At 74.8% G+C, this 17357-nt stretch carries 14 protein-coding genes; 10 read left to right on the forward strand and 4 right to left on the reverse strand.

Annotated features, from left to right (window positions below; all coding sequences use genetic code 11):
• Nucleotides 1-654, reverse strand: coding sequence for a TetR family transcriptional regulator (locus tag AB0I79_RS37065; RefSeq protein WP_357883727.1), 654 nt, complete (start codon nt 652-654; stop codon nt 1-3).
• Nucleotides 655-763: 109 nt separating this feature from the next.
• On the opposite strand from AB0I79_RS37065, the gene AB0I79_RS37070 reads away from it, so the two are divergent.
• Nucleotides 764-1504, forward strand: coding sequence for an SDR family NAD(P)-dependent oxidoreductase (locus AB0I79_RS37070; RefSeq protein ID WP_357883730.1), 741 nt, complete (start codon nt 764-766; stop codon nt 1502-1504).
• Nucleotides 1505-1607: 103 nt separating this feature from the next.
• On the forward strand, nt 1608-3443 hold the full coding sequence (locus tag AB0I79_RS37075) for a protein kinase (RefSeq protein WP_357883733.1): 1836 nt from the start codon (nt 1608-1610) through the stop codon (nt 3441-3443).
• A 9-nt stretch (nt 3444-3452) separates the two neighbouring features.
• Here the strand turns inward: AB0I79_RS37075 and AB0I79_RS37080 are convergent, their stop codons facing one another.
• Complete coding sequence (locus AB0I79_RS37080; RefSeq protein ID WP_357883736.1) at nt 3453-4871, reverse strand: PLP-dependent aminotransferase family protein; 1419 nt, start codon at nt 4869-4871, stop codon at nt 3453-3455.
• A 47-nt stretch (nt 4872-4918) separates the two neighbouring features.
• On the opposite strand from AB0I79_RS37080, the gene AB0I79_RS37085 reads away from it, so the two are divergent.
• The 3 genes from AB0I79_RS37085 (at nt 4919) to AB0I79_RS37095 (ending at nt 10656) form a co-directional block, all read left to right on the forward strand.
• Nucleotides 4919-6223: an FAD-binding protein gene (locus AB0I79_RS37085; RefSeq protein ID WP_357883739.1), complete on the forward strand. Its 1305-nt coding sequence runs from the start codon at nt 4919-4921 to the stop codon at nt 6221-6223.
• A gap of 95 nt (nt 6224-6318) precedes the next feature.
• Nucleotides 6319-9435: a BTAD domain-containing putative transcriptional regulator gene (locus AB0I79_RS37090; RefSeq protein ID WP_357883742.1), complete on the forward strand. Its 3117-nt coding sequence runs from the start codon at nt 6319-6321 to the stop codon at nt 9433-9435.
• A 24-nt stretch (nt 9436-9459) separates the two neighbouring features.
• A complete protein-coding gene (locus tag AB0I79_RS37095; protein WP_357883745.1) occupies nt 9460-10656 on the forward strand; it encodes an FAD-dependent monooxygenase in 1197 nt (398 codons plus the stop codon).
• On the opposite strand, the gene AB0I79_RS37100 is transcribed toward AB0I79_RS37095, so the two are convergent.
• Entirely contained in the window at nt 10649-11314 is a 666-nt protein-coding gene (locus tag AB0I79_RS37100) for a class I SAM-dependent methyltransferase (RefSeq protein ID WP_357883748.1), read from the reverse strand. The two genes, AB0I79_RS37095 and AB0I79_RS37100, sit on opposite strands and share 8 nt — an antisense overlap.
• Before the next feature lie 62 nt (nt 11315-11376).
• Here AB0I79_RS37100 and AB0I79_RS37105 point away from each other — a divergent pair, with 62 nt between their 5' ends.
• The 5 genes from AB0I79_RS37105 (at nt 11377) to AB0I79_RS37125 (ending at nt 15055) form a co-directional block, all read left to right on the forward strand.
• Nucleotides 11377-12195: an NAD(P)-dependent oxidoreductase gene (locus AB0I79_RS37105; RefSeq protein ID WP_357883751.1), complete on the forward strand. Its 819-nt coding sequence runs from the start codon at nt 11377-11379 to the stop codon at nt 12193-12195.
• A 90-nt stretch (nt 12196-12285) separates the two neighbouring features.
• A complete protein-coding gene (locus AB0I79_RS37110) occupies nt 12286-13266 on the forward strand; it encodes a patatin-like phospholipase family protein (protein ID WP_357883754.1) in 981 nt (326 codons plus the stop codon).
• 33 nt (nt 13267-13299) lie between these two features.
• Complete coding sequence (locus AB0I79_RS37115; RefSeq protein ID WP_357883757.1) at nt 13300-14091, forward strand: SDR family NAD(P)-dependent oxidoreductase; 792 nt, start codon at nt 13300-13302, stop codon at nt 14089-14091.
• The gene (locus AB0I79_RS37120; protein ID WP_357883760.1) at nt 14088-14666 is read left to right on the forward strand and encodes a TetR/AcrR family transcriptional regulator; all 579 of its coding nucleotides are present in this window, start codon (nt 14088-14090) and stop codon (nt 14664-14666) included. Before AB0I79_RS37115 ends, AB0I79_RS37120 begins: the two co-directional genes overlap by 4 nt.
• Before the next feature lie 131 nt (nt 14667-14797).
• Nucleotides 14798-15055 carry a hypothetical protein gene (locus AB0I79_RS37125; RefSeq protein WP_357883763.1) on the forward strand — a complete coding sequence of 86 codons (258 nt, stop codon included), beginning with the start codon at nt 14798-14800 and terminating at the stop codon, nt 15053-15055.
• Between the two features lie 152 nt (nt 15056-15207).
• Here AB0I79_RS37125 and AB0I79_RS37130 read toward each other — a convergent pair whose 3' ends face one another.
• Entirely contained in the window at nt 15208-17079 is a 1872-nt protein-coding gene (locus AB0I79_RS37130; RefSeq protein WP_357883766.1) for an MFS transporter, read from the reverse strand.
• Between the last annotated feature and the right edge of the window lie 278 nt (nt 17080-17357).

Below are 17357 nucleotides of genomic sequence, written 5' to 3' on the forward strand. Positions count from 1 at the left end.
TCAGGCTTCCGCCCCGGCTCCCTCACCGCCCTCGGCCAGGGGGAGGTGGCGTGGAGGCGGGTGCGGGAGCGCCCGCCCCGTGCCGGCGGTGATGCCGTCGATGGCCAGCTCCAGGTAGCGGCGCCACGCCTCGGGCTCGGCGCCGAGCAGCGGCTCGGCCGTGTGCTGGATGCCGCTCACCAGCAGGACGACGTCGATGCCGGTGATGTCAGGACGGACGGCGCCCTCCTGGCGGGCGCGGGCGGTGAGCGCCTCCGCGACCTCGCAGAGGCGATGGATGGCCTGCCGCACCTGCGCGTGCTGCAAGGACGGGCGCCCGACGGTCTCGCAGAACGCCCGGTCCCGGACGAAGGTCTCCACGCAGGCGGTCATGAACCGGCGCAGCGCCAAGCCGGCGTCGTCGGCCGCGAGCAGCGCGCCGCCGGTGTCGGCGAGCTCGCCGAGCAGGCCGAGCATGATCGCCGCCAGCAGCTCGTCCTTGGAGGAGAAGTGCCGGAAGACCGTGCCCTTCCCCACCCCTGCCCGCTGCGCGATCTCACCGATGGACACCTCGACGCCGCGCTCGGCGAACATCGCCGCCGCGGCGTCCAGCAGCAGCCGGCGGTTGCGCACCGCGTCGCTGCGCGACGAGGCTCCGGACGTCGTCCCAGCCATGCGTCTCCCTTCCGCCCTCAGCTTAGCGCAACATGACCGAGCGGTCCGCTTCGTGCGATACGCTGAAGGTGACCGACCGGTCCGCTTAGTTGCTAGGGAGAACACACTCGTGAACACCACGTTGAAGGGCAAGGTCGCCCTCGTCACCGGAGCGTCCTCGGGCATCGGGGAGGCCACCGCGCTGGCCCTGTCTGAGGCGGGGGCCCGCGTCGCGATCGGCGCCCGGCGCGCCGACCGGCTGAAGCTCCTGGCGGACCAGGCGCCCGGCGAGATGCTCGCCCTCGATCTCGACGTGACCGACCAGGAGTCGGTACGGGCCGCCGTCGCGCAGACCACCGAGCGCTTCGGCGCCCTGGACATCCTGGTGAACAACGCCGGGGTGATGCTCAGCGGCCCGATCGCGGGCGCGGACACCACGGAGTGGACGCGCATGGTGGAGACCAACCTGCTCGGGTCGATGTACACCGTCCACGCGGCCCTGCCGCACCTGCTGGAGAGCAGGGGCATCGTCCTGCAGGTCTCCTCGACCTCGGGCCGGACCGCCTCGGCCTACAGCGGCGTCTACGCCGCGACGAAGTTCGGCATCACCGCCTTCTCCGAGGCGCTGCGGCAGGAGGTGACCGCGCAGGGCGTGCGCGTCGTGGTCGTCGAGCCCGGCTTCGTCGCCACCGAGCTGGCCGGACACAGCACCGATCCCACGATGCGCGCCGCCGCGCGGGAGATGGCCGACTCCATGCGCACCCTGCGGCCCGAGGACATCGCCGCCGCCGTCCTGTACGCGGTCACCCAGCCGGAGCACGTCGCGGTCAACGAACTGCTCATCCGGCCGACGGACCAGACCCGGGCCTGAACGCGAACGGCCGGGACGACCGGCTCGCCACTCGCGATCTTCCTGCCGTCCGGCCTGCCTGGCTATTGTTGATCTCCACATGGCGGAGGGGGGATCACCACTGATGGCTCAGGGCGGGTCCGAGTCGGCTCTGGGCAGCCGGTACGTGCTGCTGGAGGAGATCGGCGGCGGCGCGATGGGGACGGTGTGGCGGGCGCGGCAGCGCGACACGGGGGAGATCGTGGCGGTCAAGCTGCTGCGCGACGGGCTGGCCGGGGACCCCGACCTGGTCCTGCGGTTCGTGCAGGAGCGCAACGTGATGCGCACCCTGCGCCACCCCCACATCGTCACGGTCCGCGACTTCGTCATCGAGGGAGAGCGCCTCGCCCTGGTCATGGACCTCGTCGAGGGCGGGGACCTGCGCGGCCTGCTGCGGCAGCGCGGCACGCTGCCTGCCGGGGAGGCGGCCGGGCTGATGAGCCAGGTCGCCGACGCGCTGGCGGTCGCGCACGCGATCGGCGTCGTGCACCGGGACGTCAAGCCGGGCAACGTCCTGCTCGACGGGGTCACGGGCCAGGCGCGGCTGACCGACTTCGGCGTCGCCCGCATCGTCCACGGCCCCGGCCTCACCCAGACCAGCGCGGTCATCGGCACCCCCGCCTACCTGGCCCCCGAGGTGGCCGACGGCGCCGCCGCCGGCGCGGCCGTGGACGTGTACGCCCTCGGCCTGATCCTGTACGAGCTGCTCGCCGGGCGTCCCCCGTTCGTCGGCGACCACCCGATGGCGCTGCTGCGCCAGCACGCCGCGGCCGCGCCCCGCCGGCTCCCCGGCATGCCCGACTCCTTGTGGGCGCTCATCGCGGCCTGCGCCGCCAAGGACCCGGCCGTACGCCCCGGCGCCCCTGCGGTGGCGGCGGCGCTGAAGGAGGCGGCCCCGTCGCTGGCCGGCCTGCCCGCCCTGCCGCCGGTCCCCCGGTCCGAAGCCGTCTCCGCCACCTCCGAGCCCCTGCCCGCCGCGAACCCGCACCCCGCCTCGCCGTCACCCGCCTCGCCGTCACCCGCCTCGCCGTCGCACCCAGCCCCGCCGTCGCCCGCCCCGCCGTCACCCGCCTCGCCGTCACCCGCCTCGCCGTCGCACCCTGTCCCTCCGCCGCCGCCCGCCCGGCCGCAGGGGACGGGCGCGGTTGCGTCCGACGGCGACGAGACGCAGACCTCGGCCAGGCGCGGCCGGTCGCGGCAGCGCCTGGTCATCGCCGCGACCGCCGCCGCGGCGCTGGTCCTCACCGGCACGGCGGTGGCCGTCGGCGCCCCGTGGCGGACACCGGACGCGGACGCGGCACCCGCCGCCGCGTCGACGCAACCCTCCGGTGAGGCGGCGGACCGGCCGGTCGTGACCCCCACCCCGGCCACCAGCACCCCGTCACCGAAGGACCTCGAGAAACGCGACGAGCCGGCGGACAAGCCGAAGACGGTCGTCCCGGCCCCGTCCACCCCTCCGGTCTCGACCGCCCCGCCCACGCGCCGGGTTCGCACGCCCAAGCCGGTGAAGTCGTCCCCCACGGTGGAGACGCCGGACGACGGCGAGGAGCCGTCGTCCGAGGAGCCGGCGCCGGTCTGGCGCTGCCGGGACTGGCTCGCCGTGGCCGGCGGCGTCGAGATGTCGCCCTGCATGGCCGTGGCCGGCGACACCATCCACCTCAAGGGCCAGATCAGGGGGTCCGCCTCCGTACGGTCCGACATCCACGTGCAGCTCTACGACACCGACGCCGACACGAACCTCTCCCAGCCGTTCATCTGCACCGGCGTCGCCCCGCCGAGCACAGGAGGCGTGGCGGTGTGCGGCCCGTTCACGATGTCGCCCCCGCGCACCGGCGCCAAGACCGACGTCCGCCAGCGGTGGCGGGCGGCGGGCGGCTCGACCTGGGGCGGCGGCGCCGAGAGCCCCTGGGTCCGCTGGTGAGCGCCGCGCTCAGGCGGGCGGGAGGACGCGGCACAGCGCTTCGAGCGCGGGCCCGTACCCGTGGCCGGGCGGGGTGGCGTAGCCGACGACCAGCCCGTCGAAGGCGGGCATGACGGCGGCCGGGTGGCGGTAGCCGGCGAGGCCGTCCAGGGCGATCGACTGCCGGGCCGCGGCCTCGACGGCGGACCGCTCGGTCCCGGGCGGCAGATGCAGCACCGCGTGCAGCCCGGCGGCGATGCCGGTCGTGGCGATGTGCGGGGCCCTGGCGGCGAGGGTGGCGACCAGGCGGTCGCGTCGGGCGCGGTAGCGCTGGCGCATGCGGCGGACGTGCCTGTCGTAGTGGCCGGAGTCGATGAAGTCGGCGAGCGTGAGCTGGTCCGTCACGCTCGCCCAGGCCTCCCGCTCGCCCTTGGCCGCGAGGACGGGGGCGAGCAGGCGCTCGGGCAGCACCATCCAGCCCAGCCGCAGCCCCGGTGAGATGCTCTTGCTGGTCGAGCCGAGGTAGACGACCCGCTCGGGGTCGAGGCCCTGGACCGCGCCGACGGGCTCGCGGTCGTAGCGGAACTCGCCGTCGTAGTCGTCCTCCAGGATCAGGCCGCCGCAGGAGCGGGCCCAGTCCACCGCGGCGACGCGGCGCTCCGGGTGCAGGGGTCCCCCGGTCGGGAACTGGTGTGCCGGGGTAAGCAGTGCCGCCCGGACTCCCTGGAGGCCGCCCAGCTCGGCCGTACGGGCGCCGTGCTCGTCGAGCGTGAGCGGGACCGTGCGGACGGAGGCCGCCGCCAGGACGGAGCGGTGGAAGGCGAGCCCGTAGGACTCCACCGCCAGCGGGCCGCGCAGCACCCGGCCGCCGAAGAGCAGCCGCAGCGCGTGCGCGAAGCCGGAGCAGATCACGATCCGGTCCGGCGTGGCACGCACGCCGCGGGCCCGCGCCAGGTACTCGGCCAGCGCCCGGCGCAGCTCGGGGCGGCCTTGCGGGTCGCCGGGGCCGAAGGCCTCGTGGGGTGCGGCGTTCAGCGCGCGGCGGGCGGCGGCCAGCCAGTCCGAGCGGGGGAAGGAGGCGGCGTCGGGCTGGCCCTGCCTGAGGTCGTGGGCCGGCGGGGCCGGGCGCGCGGGGCGCTTCCCCGGCACGCGCGGCTGCCGGGCCGGCTCGGCACGGGACGCCACCCGGGTGCCGGAGCCCTGCTTGGCGACCAGCCAGCCCTCGGCGACCAGGTCCGCGTAGGCTTCGGCGACGGTGTTGCGGGCAAGGCCGAGGTCGGCTGCCAGGGAGCGGTAGGGCGGCAGCCGGGTGCCGGGGGCCAGCCTCCCGTCCCGTACGGCCTCGCGCAGCGCGCGGGTGAGCACGGCGCGCCGGCTGCCAGGACCCGCCAGCTCCAGGTGCAGGTCACTGCCGAGCCGCTCCGCCAGATTGACCCACGAATCCGCCACGGAAATGCACCCTATATCTGGTCTTTCACCGCCATACCGTTGGGGTCATGAACGCTATGAACACCTTGCGCTCCGCCGTCCGCGGCCGTGTCCTGCTGCCGGGCGACGCCGGCTTCGACACCGCCCACCGCCCCTGGAACCTGGCCGTCGAGCAGCCCGTCGCGGCCGTGGTCGAGGCCGCCGACGCCGGCGACGTGGCCGCGCTCGTCCGTTACGCCCGCTCGGCCGGCCTGGGCGTCGCCGTCCAGCCGAACGGGCACGGCGCCTCCGGCCGCGCCGCCGGCACGATCCTGCTGCGCACCGGCCGGCTGGACACCTTGGAGATCGATGCGGCGGCCCGCCGGGCCAGGGTCGGCGCGGGCGTGCCGTCCGGACGCGTGCAGGCGGCCGCCGCCGCGCACGGCCTGACCGGGCTGCCTGGAAGCTCCCCGGTGGTCAGCGTGGCGGGGGTGGCGCTCGGCGGCGGGCTGAGCTGGTTCGGCCGCGCCCACGGCTGGGTGGCCGACGCGGTCACCGCGTTCGACGTGGTGGACGCGGAAGGGCGGCAGCGGCACGTCACCGCGGGCTCCGACCCCGACCTGTTCTGGGCGCTGCGCGGAGGAGGCGGCGACTTCGCCGTCGTCACCGGGCTCGAGCTGACCCTGCATCCCGCGCCGCGCCTGTTCGGCGGCCGGGTCCTGTGGCAGGCGGAGCACGCCCCCGCGGTCATGGACGCCTACCGGCAGATCACCGCCGCCGCGCCTGAGGAGCTGACGGTCTGGCTGGACCTGCTGCACTTCCCCGGCTCGGCCCCCATGGTGGCTGTGGACGCCACGTACCTCGGCGGTCAGGACGCGGCCCGCGACCTGCTGTCCCCGCTGGACGGGCTGGCCCGGCCGCTGTCCGACAGCAGGCGGGTCATGGCGGTCTCCGAGCTCGGCGGCATCACCGCCGAGCCCACCGATCCCGGCCCCGGCCTCTCGCGGGCCGAGCTGCTGACCGAGCTGGACGACGCGGCGGCCAAGACCCTGCTCGCCGACCCTATCGCCCCGCTGCTCAGCGTGCAGGTCCGGCACCTGGGCGGCGCGTTCACCCGGCCGTCCGACACCCCGCAGGGACCGCTGACCGAGCCGTACGCGCTCTACCTGTTCGGCATCCCCGCCGACCCGCGTACCGCCGCGGCCGTCGCCGTCAGGCAGCGCGGCCTCGCCGAGGCCCTGCCCGTCAGCGGGCGCAAGCCGTTCACCTTCCTCAACCCCGCCGAGACGGCGGCCGACGCCTTCGCCCCCGCCGCCCTGGCCCGGCTGCGCGCGATCAAGCACCGCTGTGACCCGCACAACGTCTTCCGCTCCAACTTTCCCGTGAACGGCTGAAGGCGATCCTCCCGGCTCGACGCACCTCGGCGATCCTCCGGCTGGGCGCACCTCGGCGATCCTCCGGCTCGGCGCGCCGCGAGATAATCACCGGCATGCGGTTCGGGATCCTCGGTGAGACCAGGGCGTGGCGCGACGACGGGGCCGAAGTTCCGCTGGGCGGGCCGTCCCGCCGCGCGCTGCTCGCGCTGCTGCTGCTCCGCCCCGGCGAGGCCGTGCCGGCCGACCGGCTGGCGGGCGAGCTCGGCCCGGACGGGGCGCCGTCGGCGCACGCGCTGCAGTCGCAGGTGTCCAGGCTGCGCGCGGCCCTGGGCGCGGCGGCCGTGATCGAGCGGACCGGCACCGGTTACCGGATCGTGGTCGCGCACGACGACGTGGACGCCTGCCGGTTCGAGCGGCTCGCCGCCGAGGGGCGGGCCGCGCTGGGCGAGGGCGATGCCCGGCGGGCGATGACGCTGCTGCGCGCGGCGCTCCGGCTGTGGCGCGGGCCTGCGCTGGCCGAGCTGCCCGAGAGCGAGACGGCGCGGGCCGCCGCCGTACGGCTGGAGGAGCTGCGGCTCGCCGCGCAGGAAGATCGGATCGAGGCGGAGCTGCGGCTCGGCGAGCACCACGCGGCTGTGCCCGAGCCGGCGCTCGAACCGCACGAGCCGCACGAGCTGGCACCCGAACTGCCCGAGCCGCACGAGCCGCACGAGCTGCCCGAGCTGGCACCCGAACTGCCCGAGCCGCACGAGTCGGTGCCCGAGCCGCGGGAGCTGGTGCCTGAGCTGCGTGAGCTGGTGGGCCGCCACCCGCTGCGGGAGCGGCCGGCGGCGCTGCTGATGCGGGCGCTGGCCGCCTGCGGCGAGCAGGCCGAGGCGCTGGTGGCGTTCGAGGAGACGAGGCGGCGGCTGGCCGAGGAGCTGGGGGCCGATCCGTCGGCCGAGCTGGCGGGGCTGCACCGGGAGTTGCTGAGCGCCGGCCCGTCCCCGTCGCCCGCCGCCCCGCCCGCGCAGCTCACCTCGTTCGTGGGCCGCGGCGCGGAGCTGGCCGAGGTCGGCGAGCTGCTGCGGACGGCGAGGCTGGTCACGCTGACCGGGCCGGGCGGGGTCGGCAAGACCCGGTTGTCGGTGGAGGCCGCCGCCGCCGAAACCGGTGAGGTGTGTTTCGCGGAGCTGGCCGCGCTGCGCGACGGCGCCGGTCTGGCTCAGGCGTTGCTGGGCGCCCTCGGCCTGCGCCAGAACGGGCTCCAGCTCGCGGGGGGCCCGCGCACGCCGGTCGAGCGCCTGGTCACGGCGCTGTCGGACCGGGCGCTCCTGCTCGTCCTCGACAACTGCGAGCACCTGGTCGAGGAGGTGGCCGCGCTGGTGGCGCGGCTCCTGGCGGCCTGCCCGCGGCTGCGGGTCCTGGCCACCAGCCGGGAGCCGCTCGGCATCGGCGGCGAGCACGTCCGGCAGGTGCGCCCGCTGGACGGCGAGTCGGCGGTACGCCTGTTCACCGACCGGGCGCGCGCCGCCCGGCGCGGCTTCGCCGCCGGCCCCGCGCTCGTCCGGCGGATCTGCGCGGCCCTCGACGACCTGCCGCTGGCCATCGAGCTGGCCGCGGCCCGGCTGCGCACCCTGGACGTGGACGACCTGGCGGGACGGCTGGACGACCTGCTCGCCGTCACCGCCCGCGGCAACCGAACCCCCGACCGGCGGCACCGGACGCTGCGCTCGGTGGTCGCCTGGAGCTGGGCCCTGCTGTCGGAGAACGAGCAGCGGGCCGCCCGCCGGTTCACGGTCTTCGCCGGCGGGGCGACGACCCGGGCCGCGCTGCGGGTGTGCGACACCGACGAGGACACGCTGGAGTCGCTGGTCGACAAGTCGCTCCTGGAGAGCGTGGGCGGCGGCCGACTGCGGATGCTGGAGACGGTCCGCGCGTACGGCGCCGAGCGGCTCGCGGCGGCCGGCGAGCGTGCCGACGCCCGGCGTGCCCACGCCCGGTACTTCCTGGACCTGGCCTTGACCGCCGACCCGCGGCTGCGGCGGGCCGAGCAGCTCGCCTGGCTGCCGGTCCTCGTGGCCGAGCACGACAACGTGCTGGCGGCGCTGCGCCGGTCGGTCGAGGCGCGGGAGGTGGACACGGCCCTGCGCCTGGTCGCGGCGGCCTCGGCGTACCTGTGGATCCGCGGCGTGGCCGCCTCGGCCGCGCCGCAGGCGATCGCGCTGCTCGACGCGATCGGCGACGCTCCCCCGCCCGGACTCGGCGAGGAGTACGCGACGTGCGTGCTCGTCGCCGCCTCCACCGCCGCCGGACGGCCGGCCTGGCAGCGGCACCGCGCGGCGGCGGGCGAGGCGCTGGCCGCCGCCTGGCCTGGCACCCTGGCCGGCAGGTATCCGGCCGCCCTGCTGCTGTGGATGATGCGCAACGCGAGCGAGGCCGAGCCGCACGGCGCGTACGAGCTCGTCCGCGCCCAGCGCGACAGCCCGGAGCCGTGGGCGCGTGCGGCCGCCCTGTACGTGTCGGGCTTCGGCGAGCTCGGCAAGGGTGACACCGCGGCGGCCGAGCGCGCCTTCGGCCGGGCCGCCGACGGGTTCCGCGCGCTCGGCGACCGCTGGGGCGCCGCGCTCACCCTCGACGTCCTGGCCGGTCTCGCGGCGGGGCGCGGCGAGCGCGCGCGGGCCGTCGAGCTGACCGACCGGGCACTCTCGCTCACCGACGAGCTCGGCGCCCTGGACGACTGCGCCGACCTGCTGGTCAACCGGGGCGACCAGCTCGCCGCCTGCGATCCCGAGGCGGCCCGAGCCGACTACGCCAGGGCCGCCGGCCTGGCCCGCCGCGCGGGCAGCCCCGCCGGCCTGGCCGCGGCCCTGCGCGGGCTCGGCGACCTCGCCCTCCTGGACGACGACCTGGCCGAGGCCGAACGGCTCTACACCGACGCGCTGGAACGCATCGACCCGCACTGGGTCAAGAGCGTCGGCAACCGGGTACGCACCCTGGCCGGGCTGGGCCGTGTCGCCGAGGCACGCGGGGACCACGCCACCGCCCGCGCCCGCTACCGGCAGAGCGCCGCGTCCGCGTCCGCCATCGGCTCCTCCGTCCCGGACGCGCTGCGCATGCTCGGCCTGCCCGAGCCCGTCGTCGAGGCGGTGAGCGCGGGGGGACTCTCGAACCCGTCGTCGAGGCGGGCAGCCCGCGGTGAGCCTCCAACCGGTCGTCGAGGCGGTGAGCGCGCGGTGAGCCTCCGGTGAGCCCCGCCCGGCAGGCTCACCGGCATGACCGACCGCGACGTCCTGATCTCCGGCGCCTCTGTCGCCGGCCCCGCCCTCGCGTACTGGCTGCACCGGTACGGCTTCCGCCCCACCGTCGTGGAGCGCGCCCCGGCGCTGCGCGACGGCGGCTACGCCGTCGACTTCCGCGGCGAGGCGCACCTGACGGTGCTGCGCCGCATGGGCGTGCTGCCCGCCGTCGAACGCGCCCGCACCGGCATGGGCGCGACGTGGTACGTCAACAGCGCGGGCAAGCCCCAGGCCAAGCTGCCGGCCGACCTGTTCGCCGGGGACATCGAGATCCTCCGCGGCGACCTGGCCCGCATCCTCCACGACGCCACCAGGCAGGGCACCGAGTACGTCTTCGGCGACTCCATCACCTCGCTCACCGAGGACGCCGACGGGGTGCGCGTCACGTTCGAACGAGCCGCGCCCCGCCGCTTCGGCCTGGTCATCGGCGCCGACGGCCTGCACTCCAACACCCGCCGCCTCGTGTTCGGCCCCGAGGAGCGCCACGTCAAGCACCTCGGCGTCCACTGCGCCATCTTCACCACGGCCAACCATCTCGGCCTCGACCACGCCGGCCACGCCTACCGCACCGCGGGCAGGCTCGTCGCGCTGTACAGCGCCCGCGGAAACACCGAGGCCAGGGCCGCGTTCTACTTCGCCTCGCCGCTGCTGGACCTCGACCGCCGCGACGTGGCCGGGCAGCAGTCCGTCCTCGCCGAGCACTTCGCGGGCAACGGCTGGGAGAGCGACCGCCTGCTGCGCGAGATGCGGCACGCGCCCGACTTCTTCTTCGACTCGGTCGGCCAGGTGCGCATGGAGACCTGGACACGCGGGCGGGTCGCCCTGGTCGGTGACGCCGCGTACAGTCCGTCCTCCCTGTCGGGCATGGGGACGGGGCTGGCCCTGGTGGGCGCGTACGTGCTGGCGGGCGAGCTGGCCGCCGCCCGCGGCGACCACCGCGTCGCGTTCGCCCGCTACGAGGAGGAGATGCGGGAGTACGCGGCGGGCTGCGTGAAGATGGGCGACGGCGTCGCCGGGTTCATGGTCCCCGGCAGCCGCTTCATGGCCGCGTTCCTCAACCGCTACTACAAGATCTTGCCGTACCTGCCGGGCAAGAACCTGATGGCGAACATGGCCCGCAGGACCGCCGAGAACGTCACGTTGCGCGACTACGGGGACCTCGTCGTCAGGTGACGCGCGCCGATCCGCCGGGCGAGCGCGCGAAGAGGATCGCCCCCGGTACGCGTTCGCCGGGGTCGATCAGCAGCTGGGCCTCGACGGCGAACCCGGCGTCGCGCAGCCAGGCCGCCATCCGGTCGGGCCGGCGACGGTGGACGTGCACCCGCATGGGATGGCCGCCGTACCCCTGCGTCTTCAGGGACGACTCGTCGTCGCCCGCGTGGAAGCCGACCAGCAGCGTCCCGCCGGGCCGCAGCACCCTGCGGAAGTGGCCGAGGACGGCGGGGATCTCGTCGTCGGGGACGTGGATCAACGACCAGAAGGCGAGCACGGCGGCGACCGAGGCGTCGGGGAGGTCGAGTTCGGTCATCGAGCCCACCTCGAACCGCAGCCGCGGGTGGTCGCGCCGGGCCACGTCGATCATCGCTGGGGAGAGGTCGATGCCGAAGGCGTCGAGGCCCAGCTCGTGCAGGTGGGCCGTGACATGACCCGGCCCGCAGCCCACGTCGGCCACCGGTCCGCCCCCGGCGGACCGGACCAGGTCCGCGAGCAGGGCCAGGGCCGCCCGGAGGTACGGGCGCTCGCCCAGCGCCTCGCGCAGCTGGGCGGCGTAGCTGTCGGCGACCGTGTCGTAGGAGGTCCGGGTGTCCTCCAGCCAGTTGTCCGTGTCCATGCGCCGACACCCTAGTCCGGTCGCGATCGGGAGTGTCGGTGGCCGCTGCCATACTGCGGCCCATGACGATGGAGACGGTCGTGCTCACCGGCGCCGCGGGGAGCGTCGGGTCCGTGCTGCGCGAGCCGCTGCGGCGCCGGCTGCGCCGGTTGATCTCGGTCGACCGGATGCCGCTGGCCGCGGCGGGGCCGGGTGAGGAGGTGCGCCAGGCCGAGCTGGGCGGCGTCGGCGACGTGCGGCCTCTCATCGAGGGCGCCGACGCGGTCGTGCACCTGGCCGGGGTGCCGGACGAGGCGCCGCTGCCCGACCTCCTGGAGGGCAACGTCCTGGGCACGCACCACGTGCTGGAGGCGGCGCGGCTGGCGGGGGTCAGGCGCGTGGTGCTGGCCAGCAGCAACCGGCTGACCGGCTGCTACCCGGCCGCGCGGATGGTCTCGGCGGACCTGCCGCCCAGGCCCGACGGCGTGTACGGCGTCAGCAAGGTCGCCGTGGAGGCGCTGGGGCGGCTGTACGCCGACAAGTTCGGCGTGCAGGTGGTGTGCCTGCGCATCGGGAGCCTGGAGCCGGAGCCGAGCGAGCCGCGGCACCTGGCCACCTGGCTGAGCCCGCGCGACTGCGCCGGGTTCGTCTGGGCCGCGCTGACCCGGCCGGGCGTCACCTTCACGGCCGCGTACGCGGTGTCGGCCAACACCCGCCGCTTCTGGGAGCTCGACGGCCTGCTCGGCTACCAGCCCCTCGACGACGCGGAGGCCTACGCCGGCCGCATCCCCGGCGCGGCGGAGTTCTTCTCCGCCGACCAGCTCCAGGGTGGTGACTACGCCACCGCCGGCTACACGCTGCGGCACGCCCTGGGCGGGCAGCCGGGCGGGAGATCGTCCTGATCCCGGTGACGGCGCACCCTCGCACGAGCGCGGGCCGGCCGCGGCGTAATCTGTCGTGGTCCTGTTGATCGCGCGCCCGAGGAGACCGTTGTGGACGACGTCAGGAGCCGGCATCGGATGCTGGCGGTGCTCGCGCGCCGCGCCGCCGAGGGGAGCCGGCCGGGCGAGCGGACCGACGGTCACCGGGTGGCGCTGGCCATCGAGGGCGGCGGGATGCGCGGCACGGTGTCGGCGGGCATGGCCCTGGCGATCCAGCAGCTCGGTCTGCTGCCGCTGTTCGACGCCGTCTACGGCGCCTCCGCCGGGGCGATCTCGGGGGCCTGGCTGCTGAGCACGCGTCCGGAGGGGCTGCGCGGCTGGACCGACCCGGTGTTCGCCAAGGCGCTGATCCGCCGCGGCAACGTGCTGCGCGCCCGCCCCGTCGTGGACGTGCGCGGCCTGATCGAGACCGTCTACGTCCGCGACTTCCCGCTCGACTTCGCCTCCGTGCTGGCCTCCCCGATCGAGTTCCACCCCCTGGCCACCGACGTACTGACGGGCGAGGCGGTGGACCTGCACCCGACGCTGACCTGCGAGCGTGACCTGCAGCTCGCCCTGCGGGCGAGCGCCGCCCTGCCGATGCTGGCCGGCCCGCCCGTGGCCATCGGCGACCGGCTCCTGTACGACGCGGGCGTGGCCGAGTCGATCCCGTTCCGCCGGGCGCTGCGCGACGGCGCCAGCCACGTGCTCGTCCTGCGCTCCCGCCGCCTGGTCGACCGGGCCTCCGCCCGTACGGCGCCGTCGTGGGGGGCGCGGCTCGTCACCGGCGTCGGCCTGCGCCGCCACCCCCCGGCGCTGCGGACGGCGTTCCTGTCGCGGGACGCCCGGCTGGCCGCCGACGACCGCCTCCTGGCCGAGCACGACCTCGACGGCCCCTCCCTGAGCGGTGGCCCCGCGGTGCTGTCCATCAGGCCGCCGGACACCTCGCCGGGGATCGGCCGCCTGGAGAGCGACGCGGCGCTGCTGCACGCCGCCTTCGAGGTGGGTCACGCAGCCGCGACCGCGGTGCTGAAGGGTGTCCCCACCCATTGAAATTAGAGCAATTCTTTAGAAAAATGCTCTGCCATGGCCTCTGTGATGGTGGTGACCGGCGGGAACCGCGGCATCGGGCACGCGGTGTGCGAGCGGCTGGCCGGCGACGGGCACAGGGTGTTGCTCGTGGCGCGGGATCAGGAACGCGGGCGGCGGGCCGCCGCGGAGGTCCGGGGGGACGTCGAGTTCGTGGCGGGCGACCTGACCACCACGGCGTCGGTGCGGCGGCTGGCCGATGAGCTGCGGGCCCGGTGCCCGCGCGTGGACGTGCTGGTGCACAACGCCGGCGTCTGGCCCACCCGCCGGGTGCTGACGAGCGACGGGGTGGAGGAGTCGTTCGCGGTCAACCATCTGGCGCCTTTCCTGCTCAACCACCTGCTGGAGGATCGGCTCGGGCGGGTGGTGCAGGTCAGCGCGGGCCTGTACGTCAAGGGCAGGGCCGAGCCCGGGCGCACGTGCGTGGGGGCGGACTTCTCCTCGCTGCGGACGTACGCGGACACGAAGCTGTGCAACCTGCTGACCGTGCCGCTGTTCGCCGAGCGCTGGCGGGAGGCGGGCATCACGATCGACGCGGTGCACCCGGGCGTGATCCGCACCGGGCTCGGCGACCGCGGCGGCCCGCTGGGCTGGCTGCTGAAGGCCGTGAAACGCAGGTGGGCGACGGCCGAGGAGGGTGCCGCGCCGGTCGTGGCCCTGGCGGGCGGCACCGGCACCGGACGCTACTTCGACCAGGCCGAGGAGGTCCCGTTGCAGGGGCCCGCCCTGGACGGGGAGCTGGCCCGGCGGATCTGGGACGAGGCCGAGGCGCTGACGGCGGTGCGATGACCCGGCACAAGCGCAGCGAGGAGACGGTCAGGAAGCTTCTCGACACGGCCCTGGAGATCTACCCGGACGACTTCACGCTCAGGGCCCTGACCACGCGCAGCGGCGTCAGCATGGGCAGCGTATACCACCACTTCGGCAGCCTGGAGGGGCTGGCCGCCGCGCTCTACAGCCGGTGCATGGGGGCGCTGCTCGACGCGCTGGTGGCGGCCGTCGAGGAAGCGGCGGACGCCCGCGACGGCGTGCGCCGCGTGGTGACGGCCTACCTGGGCTTCACTGCCGGCCACGCCGACCAGGCCCGGTTCATCCACGCGGCGCCGTACGCGATCGACCTCGGCCCGTACGCCGAGCGGATCGCGGCGGACAAGGCGCCGCGGCTGGCGCGGCTGAACGGCTGGATCCTCGGCCACATGGACGCCGGCACGGTCGCCCGGCTGCCCGTGGCGCAGGTGGAGATGCTGCTGGTCGGGCCGGTCGCCGAGGTGACCAGGAGGTGGCTGGCGGGGGCGCCGGAGATCGACCTGGCGGAGGCGGCGCGGGTCCTGCCCGAGCGCATCTGGCGGTCCCTGAGCGCATGACGGTGGTGAATGCATTTATTGATCAGCACATTAATCGGTCCGGACAATTGTCACCGAGAACGTAATAGTGCATGGAGCGGAATCAATGACCTTCTTATCGTGAGAATCAGTCTCACGGAAAGGAAGGGATCATGCGTAAGCTCCTCGCGAGCGGCGTCCTCGCCGCCTCGTTGGCCCTTACCGGAATCGCCGCCACGGCTCCCGCCCAGGCGAGCGTCGCCACCGGCGTGACCGCGGCCGGTGCCACCGCCAAGTGCCCGCACGGCTACTACTGGCACAAGCACTCGTACAAGAAGTGGCACAAGGCCGGGCACCGGTGGAAGGGCCACTACCACAAGAAGGGCCACTATCACTACTACTACAAGTGGCACTGTCACAAGAAGGGCTGATCTGATAAAAGGGCCCGCCGGCATTCTGGTCGGCGGGCCTTTTCATGCGGGGCGGCATTCATGAAAAAACAAGGGTCGTCACCGTGGCCGGCGGCACGTAGCCGGGACGCGATCGACTCCCGGCCCGACCCCCGGTGGGGGAAGAGACCGGGTCAGCCCGTCCGGCCGGCCAGGTTCTGGACCCAGGCCGACAGGCCCTGCATGAGCACGTCAAGCTCTTTGCGCAGCTCGTCGTTCTCGGCTCGCAGTTCGTCGTTGGCGGTGCGCAGCTCGGCGTTCTCCTCGCGCAGTGTGTTGTTCTCGGCGCGCAGCTCGGCGACCTCGGAGCGCGGGCTCGCCGGGTGCGCGGGCTCGTCCTCCGCCCGGTCGTTCCAGGCGGGTGCGGGCGGGCGGAACGCGTCCCGCCACGGGCCCAGCTCCTCGTGCCCGATCCGCACCGGAGCCGGCGGCCAGACCTGCGTGGCAGGTGGCTCGGCGGGTGAGGCGGGCGCGGGCGGTGGGGGCGACGCGGGCGCGGACGCTGCGGGAGAAGACAGCGCGGAAGAGGACAGTGCGGCGGGCGGCCGTGGCCGCTCGTTGCGCGCCGCGTCCGATGTGACGGTCGTGGCCGCCGGGGAGGGCGCGGGCGCAGTGGCGTGCCGGGGCTTGGGCAGGGCCAGGGTCACCAGCGCGGCCACCAGGGCGACGCCGCAACCGACCAGCAGCGCCGTACGGAACCCCGACTCGGACGGCAGCGCGTGCCCGCCCATCGTCACCGTCATCTGCGACAGGATCACGCCGACCACCGCGGCCGACACCGAGGTGCCGATGGAGCGCATCAGCGTGTTGAAGCTGTTGGCGGAGGCGGTCTCGCTCTGCGGCACGGCGCTCATGATCAGCGCGGGCATCGCGCCGTAGGCCAGGCCGACGCCGATGTTTCCGACGCTGCTGGCGACCATCAGTCCCCACGACCACCCCATCAGGCCGAACGCGGCTCCGTACCCGAGCGCGATGATCAGCGCGCCGACGAACAGGCTCGTCCTGGGCCCTCGGGCGGCCGACAGCCGCGCGCCCAGCGAGGAGACCGCCATCATCATCAGCCCGGACGGCGCCAGCCACAGCCCCGCAGCGAGCATCGACTGGCCCAGGCCGTAGCCGGTCGCCTCGGGAAGCTGGAGGATCTGCATGACGACCAGCGACTGGGCGTACATGGCGAAGCCGACCAGGACGGAGGCGACGTTGGTGAGCAGGACCTGAGGCCGGGCGGTGGTGCGCAGGTCCACCAGCGGGTCACGGACGCGCAGCTCCCACAGTCCCCACAGCAGCAGCACCACGACGGCCGCGCCGAGGAGCCCGAGCGTAGTGCCGCTCCCCCAGCCCCAGTCGGCGCCCTTGGACACGCCCAGCAGCAGGCAGACCAGCGCGATCCCGAGGCCGACGGCGCCGGCGGCGTCGAGGCGGCCGCGGCCGTGGGCGGGCGTGGCCGGGACGAGCAGCCAGATCAGGACGGCGACCAGCACGCTCAGCACGGCCGAGCCCCAGAACAGCATCCGCCAGTCGGCGTACTCGGCGACGGCCGCGGAGATCGGCAGGCCGAGCGCGCCGCCGATGCCCATGGACGAGCTCATCAGCGCGATCGCCGGGCCGACCCGCTGCGGCGGGAGCAGGTCGCGCAGCGCGCTGACGCCCAGCGGGATCATGCCGACGCCCAGCCCCTGCAGGCCGCGCCCGGCGATCATCGGGATCAGCGATCCGGCGAGGGCGCACACCACCGATCCGGCGATCAGCGGCACGGCGCAGGCGAGCATCATGCGGCGCTTGCCGTACAGGTCGCCGAGCTTGCCGACCACCGGGGTGGCGACCGCGCCGACCAGCAGGGTCACGGTGATCACCCAGGAGGTGTCGGCCGCGTCGGCGTCGAGCAGCCGGGGCAGCTCGCCGATCAGCGGCACCACCAGGGTCTGCATGAGGGAGCCGACGATGCCGGCCACGGCGAGCACGCTGACGATCCCGCCGCCGGAGCGCGAGGTAGGCGCGGAATGCACGTTATATCACCTTATTTCCCGTTAAGTCCGTTTGGACTATACACAGGATGTGTAGAGTGCACATTCACCGGCCCTTCTCCGAACGTGCTAGGCTGCCGGTCGTTCGGTGTTGGATCTCGGATGGAGAGGGAGGTGAGGTTGGATGACCGCGGTGAAGACCGCTGCCGTGTGCAGCGCCCGGACATTCCTCACGTCCCGGGCCCCGGTCTGACCCATTTCTCCCCGCCCGCCGCAGCCGGAAGGCTCAAGGCGAGGCTGGTGGCTGCGTCTCGTCGGGG

Source organism: Nonomuraea sp. NPDC050202 (genome assembly GCF_040656115.1).
Lineage (GTDB): Bacteria > Actinomycetota > Actinomycetes > Streptosporangiales > Streptosporangiaceae > Nonomuraea.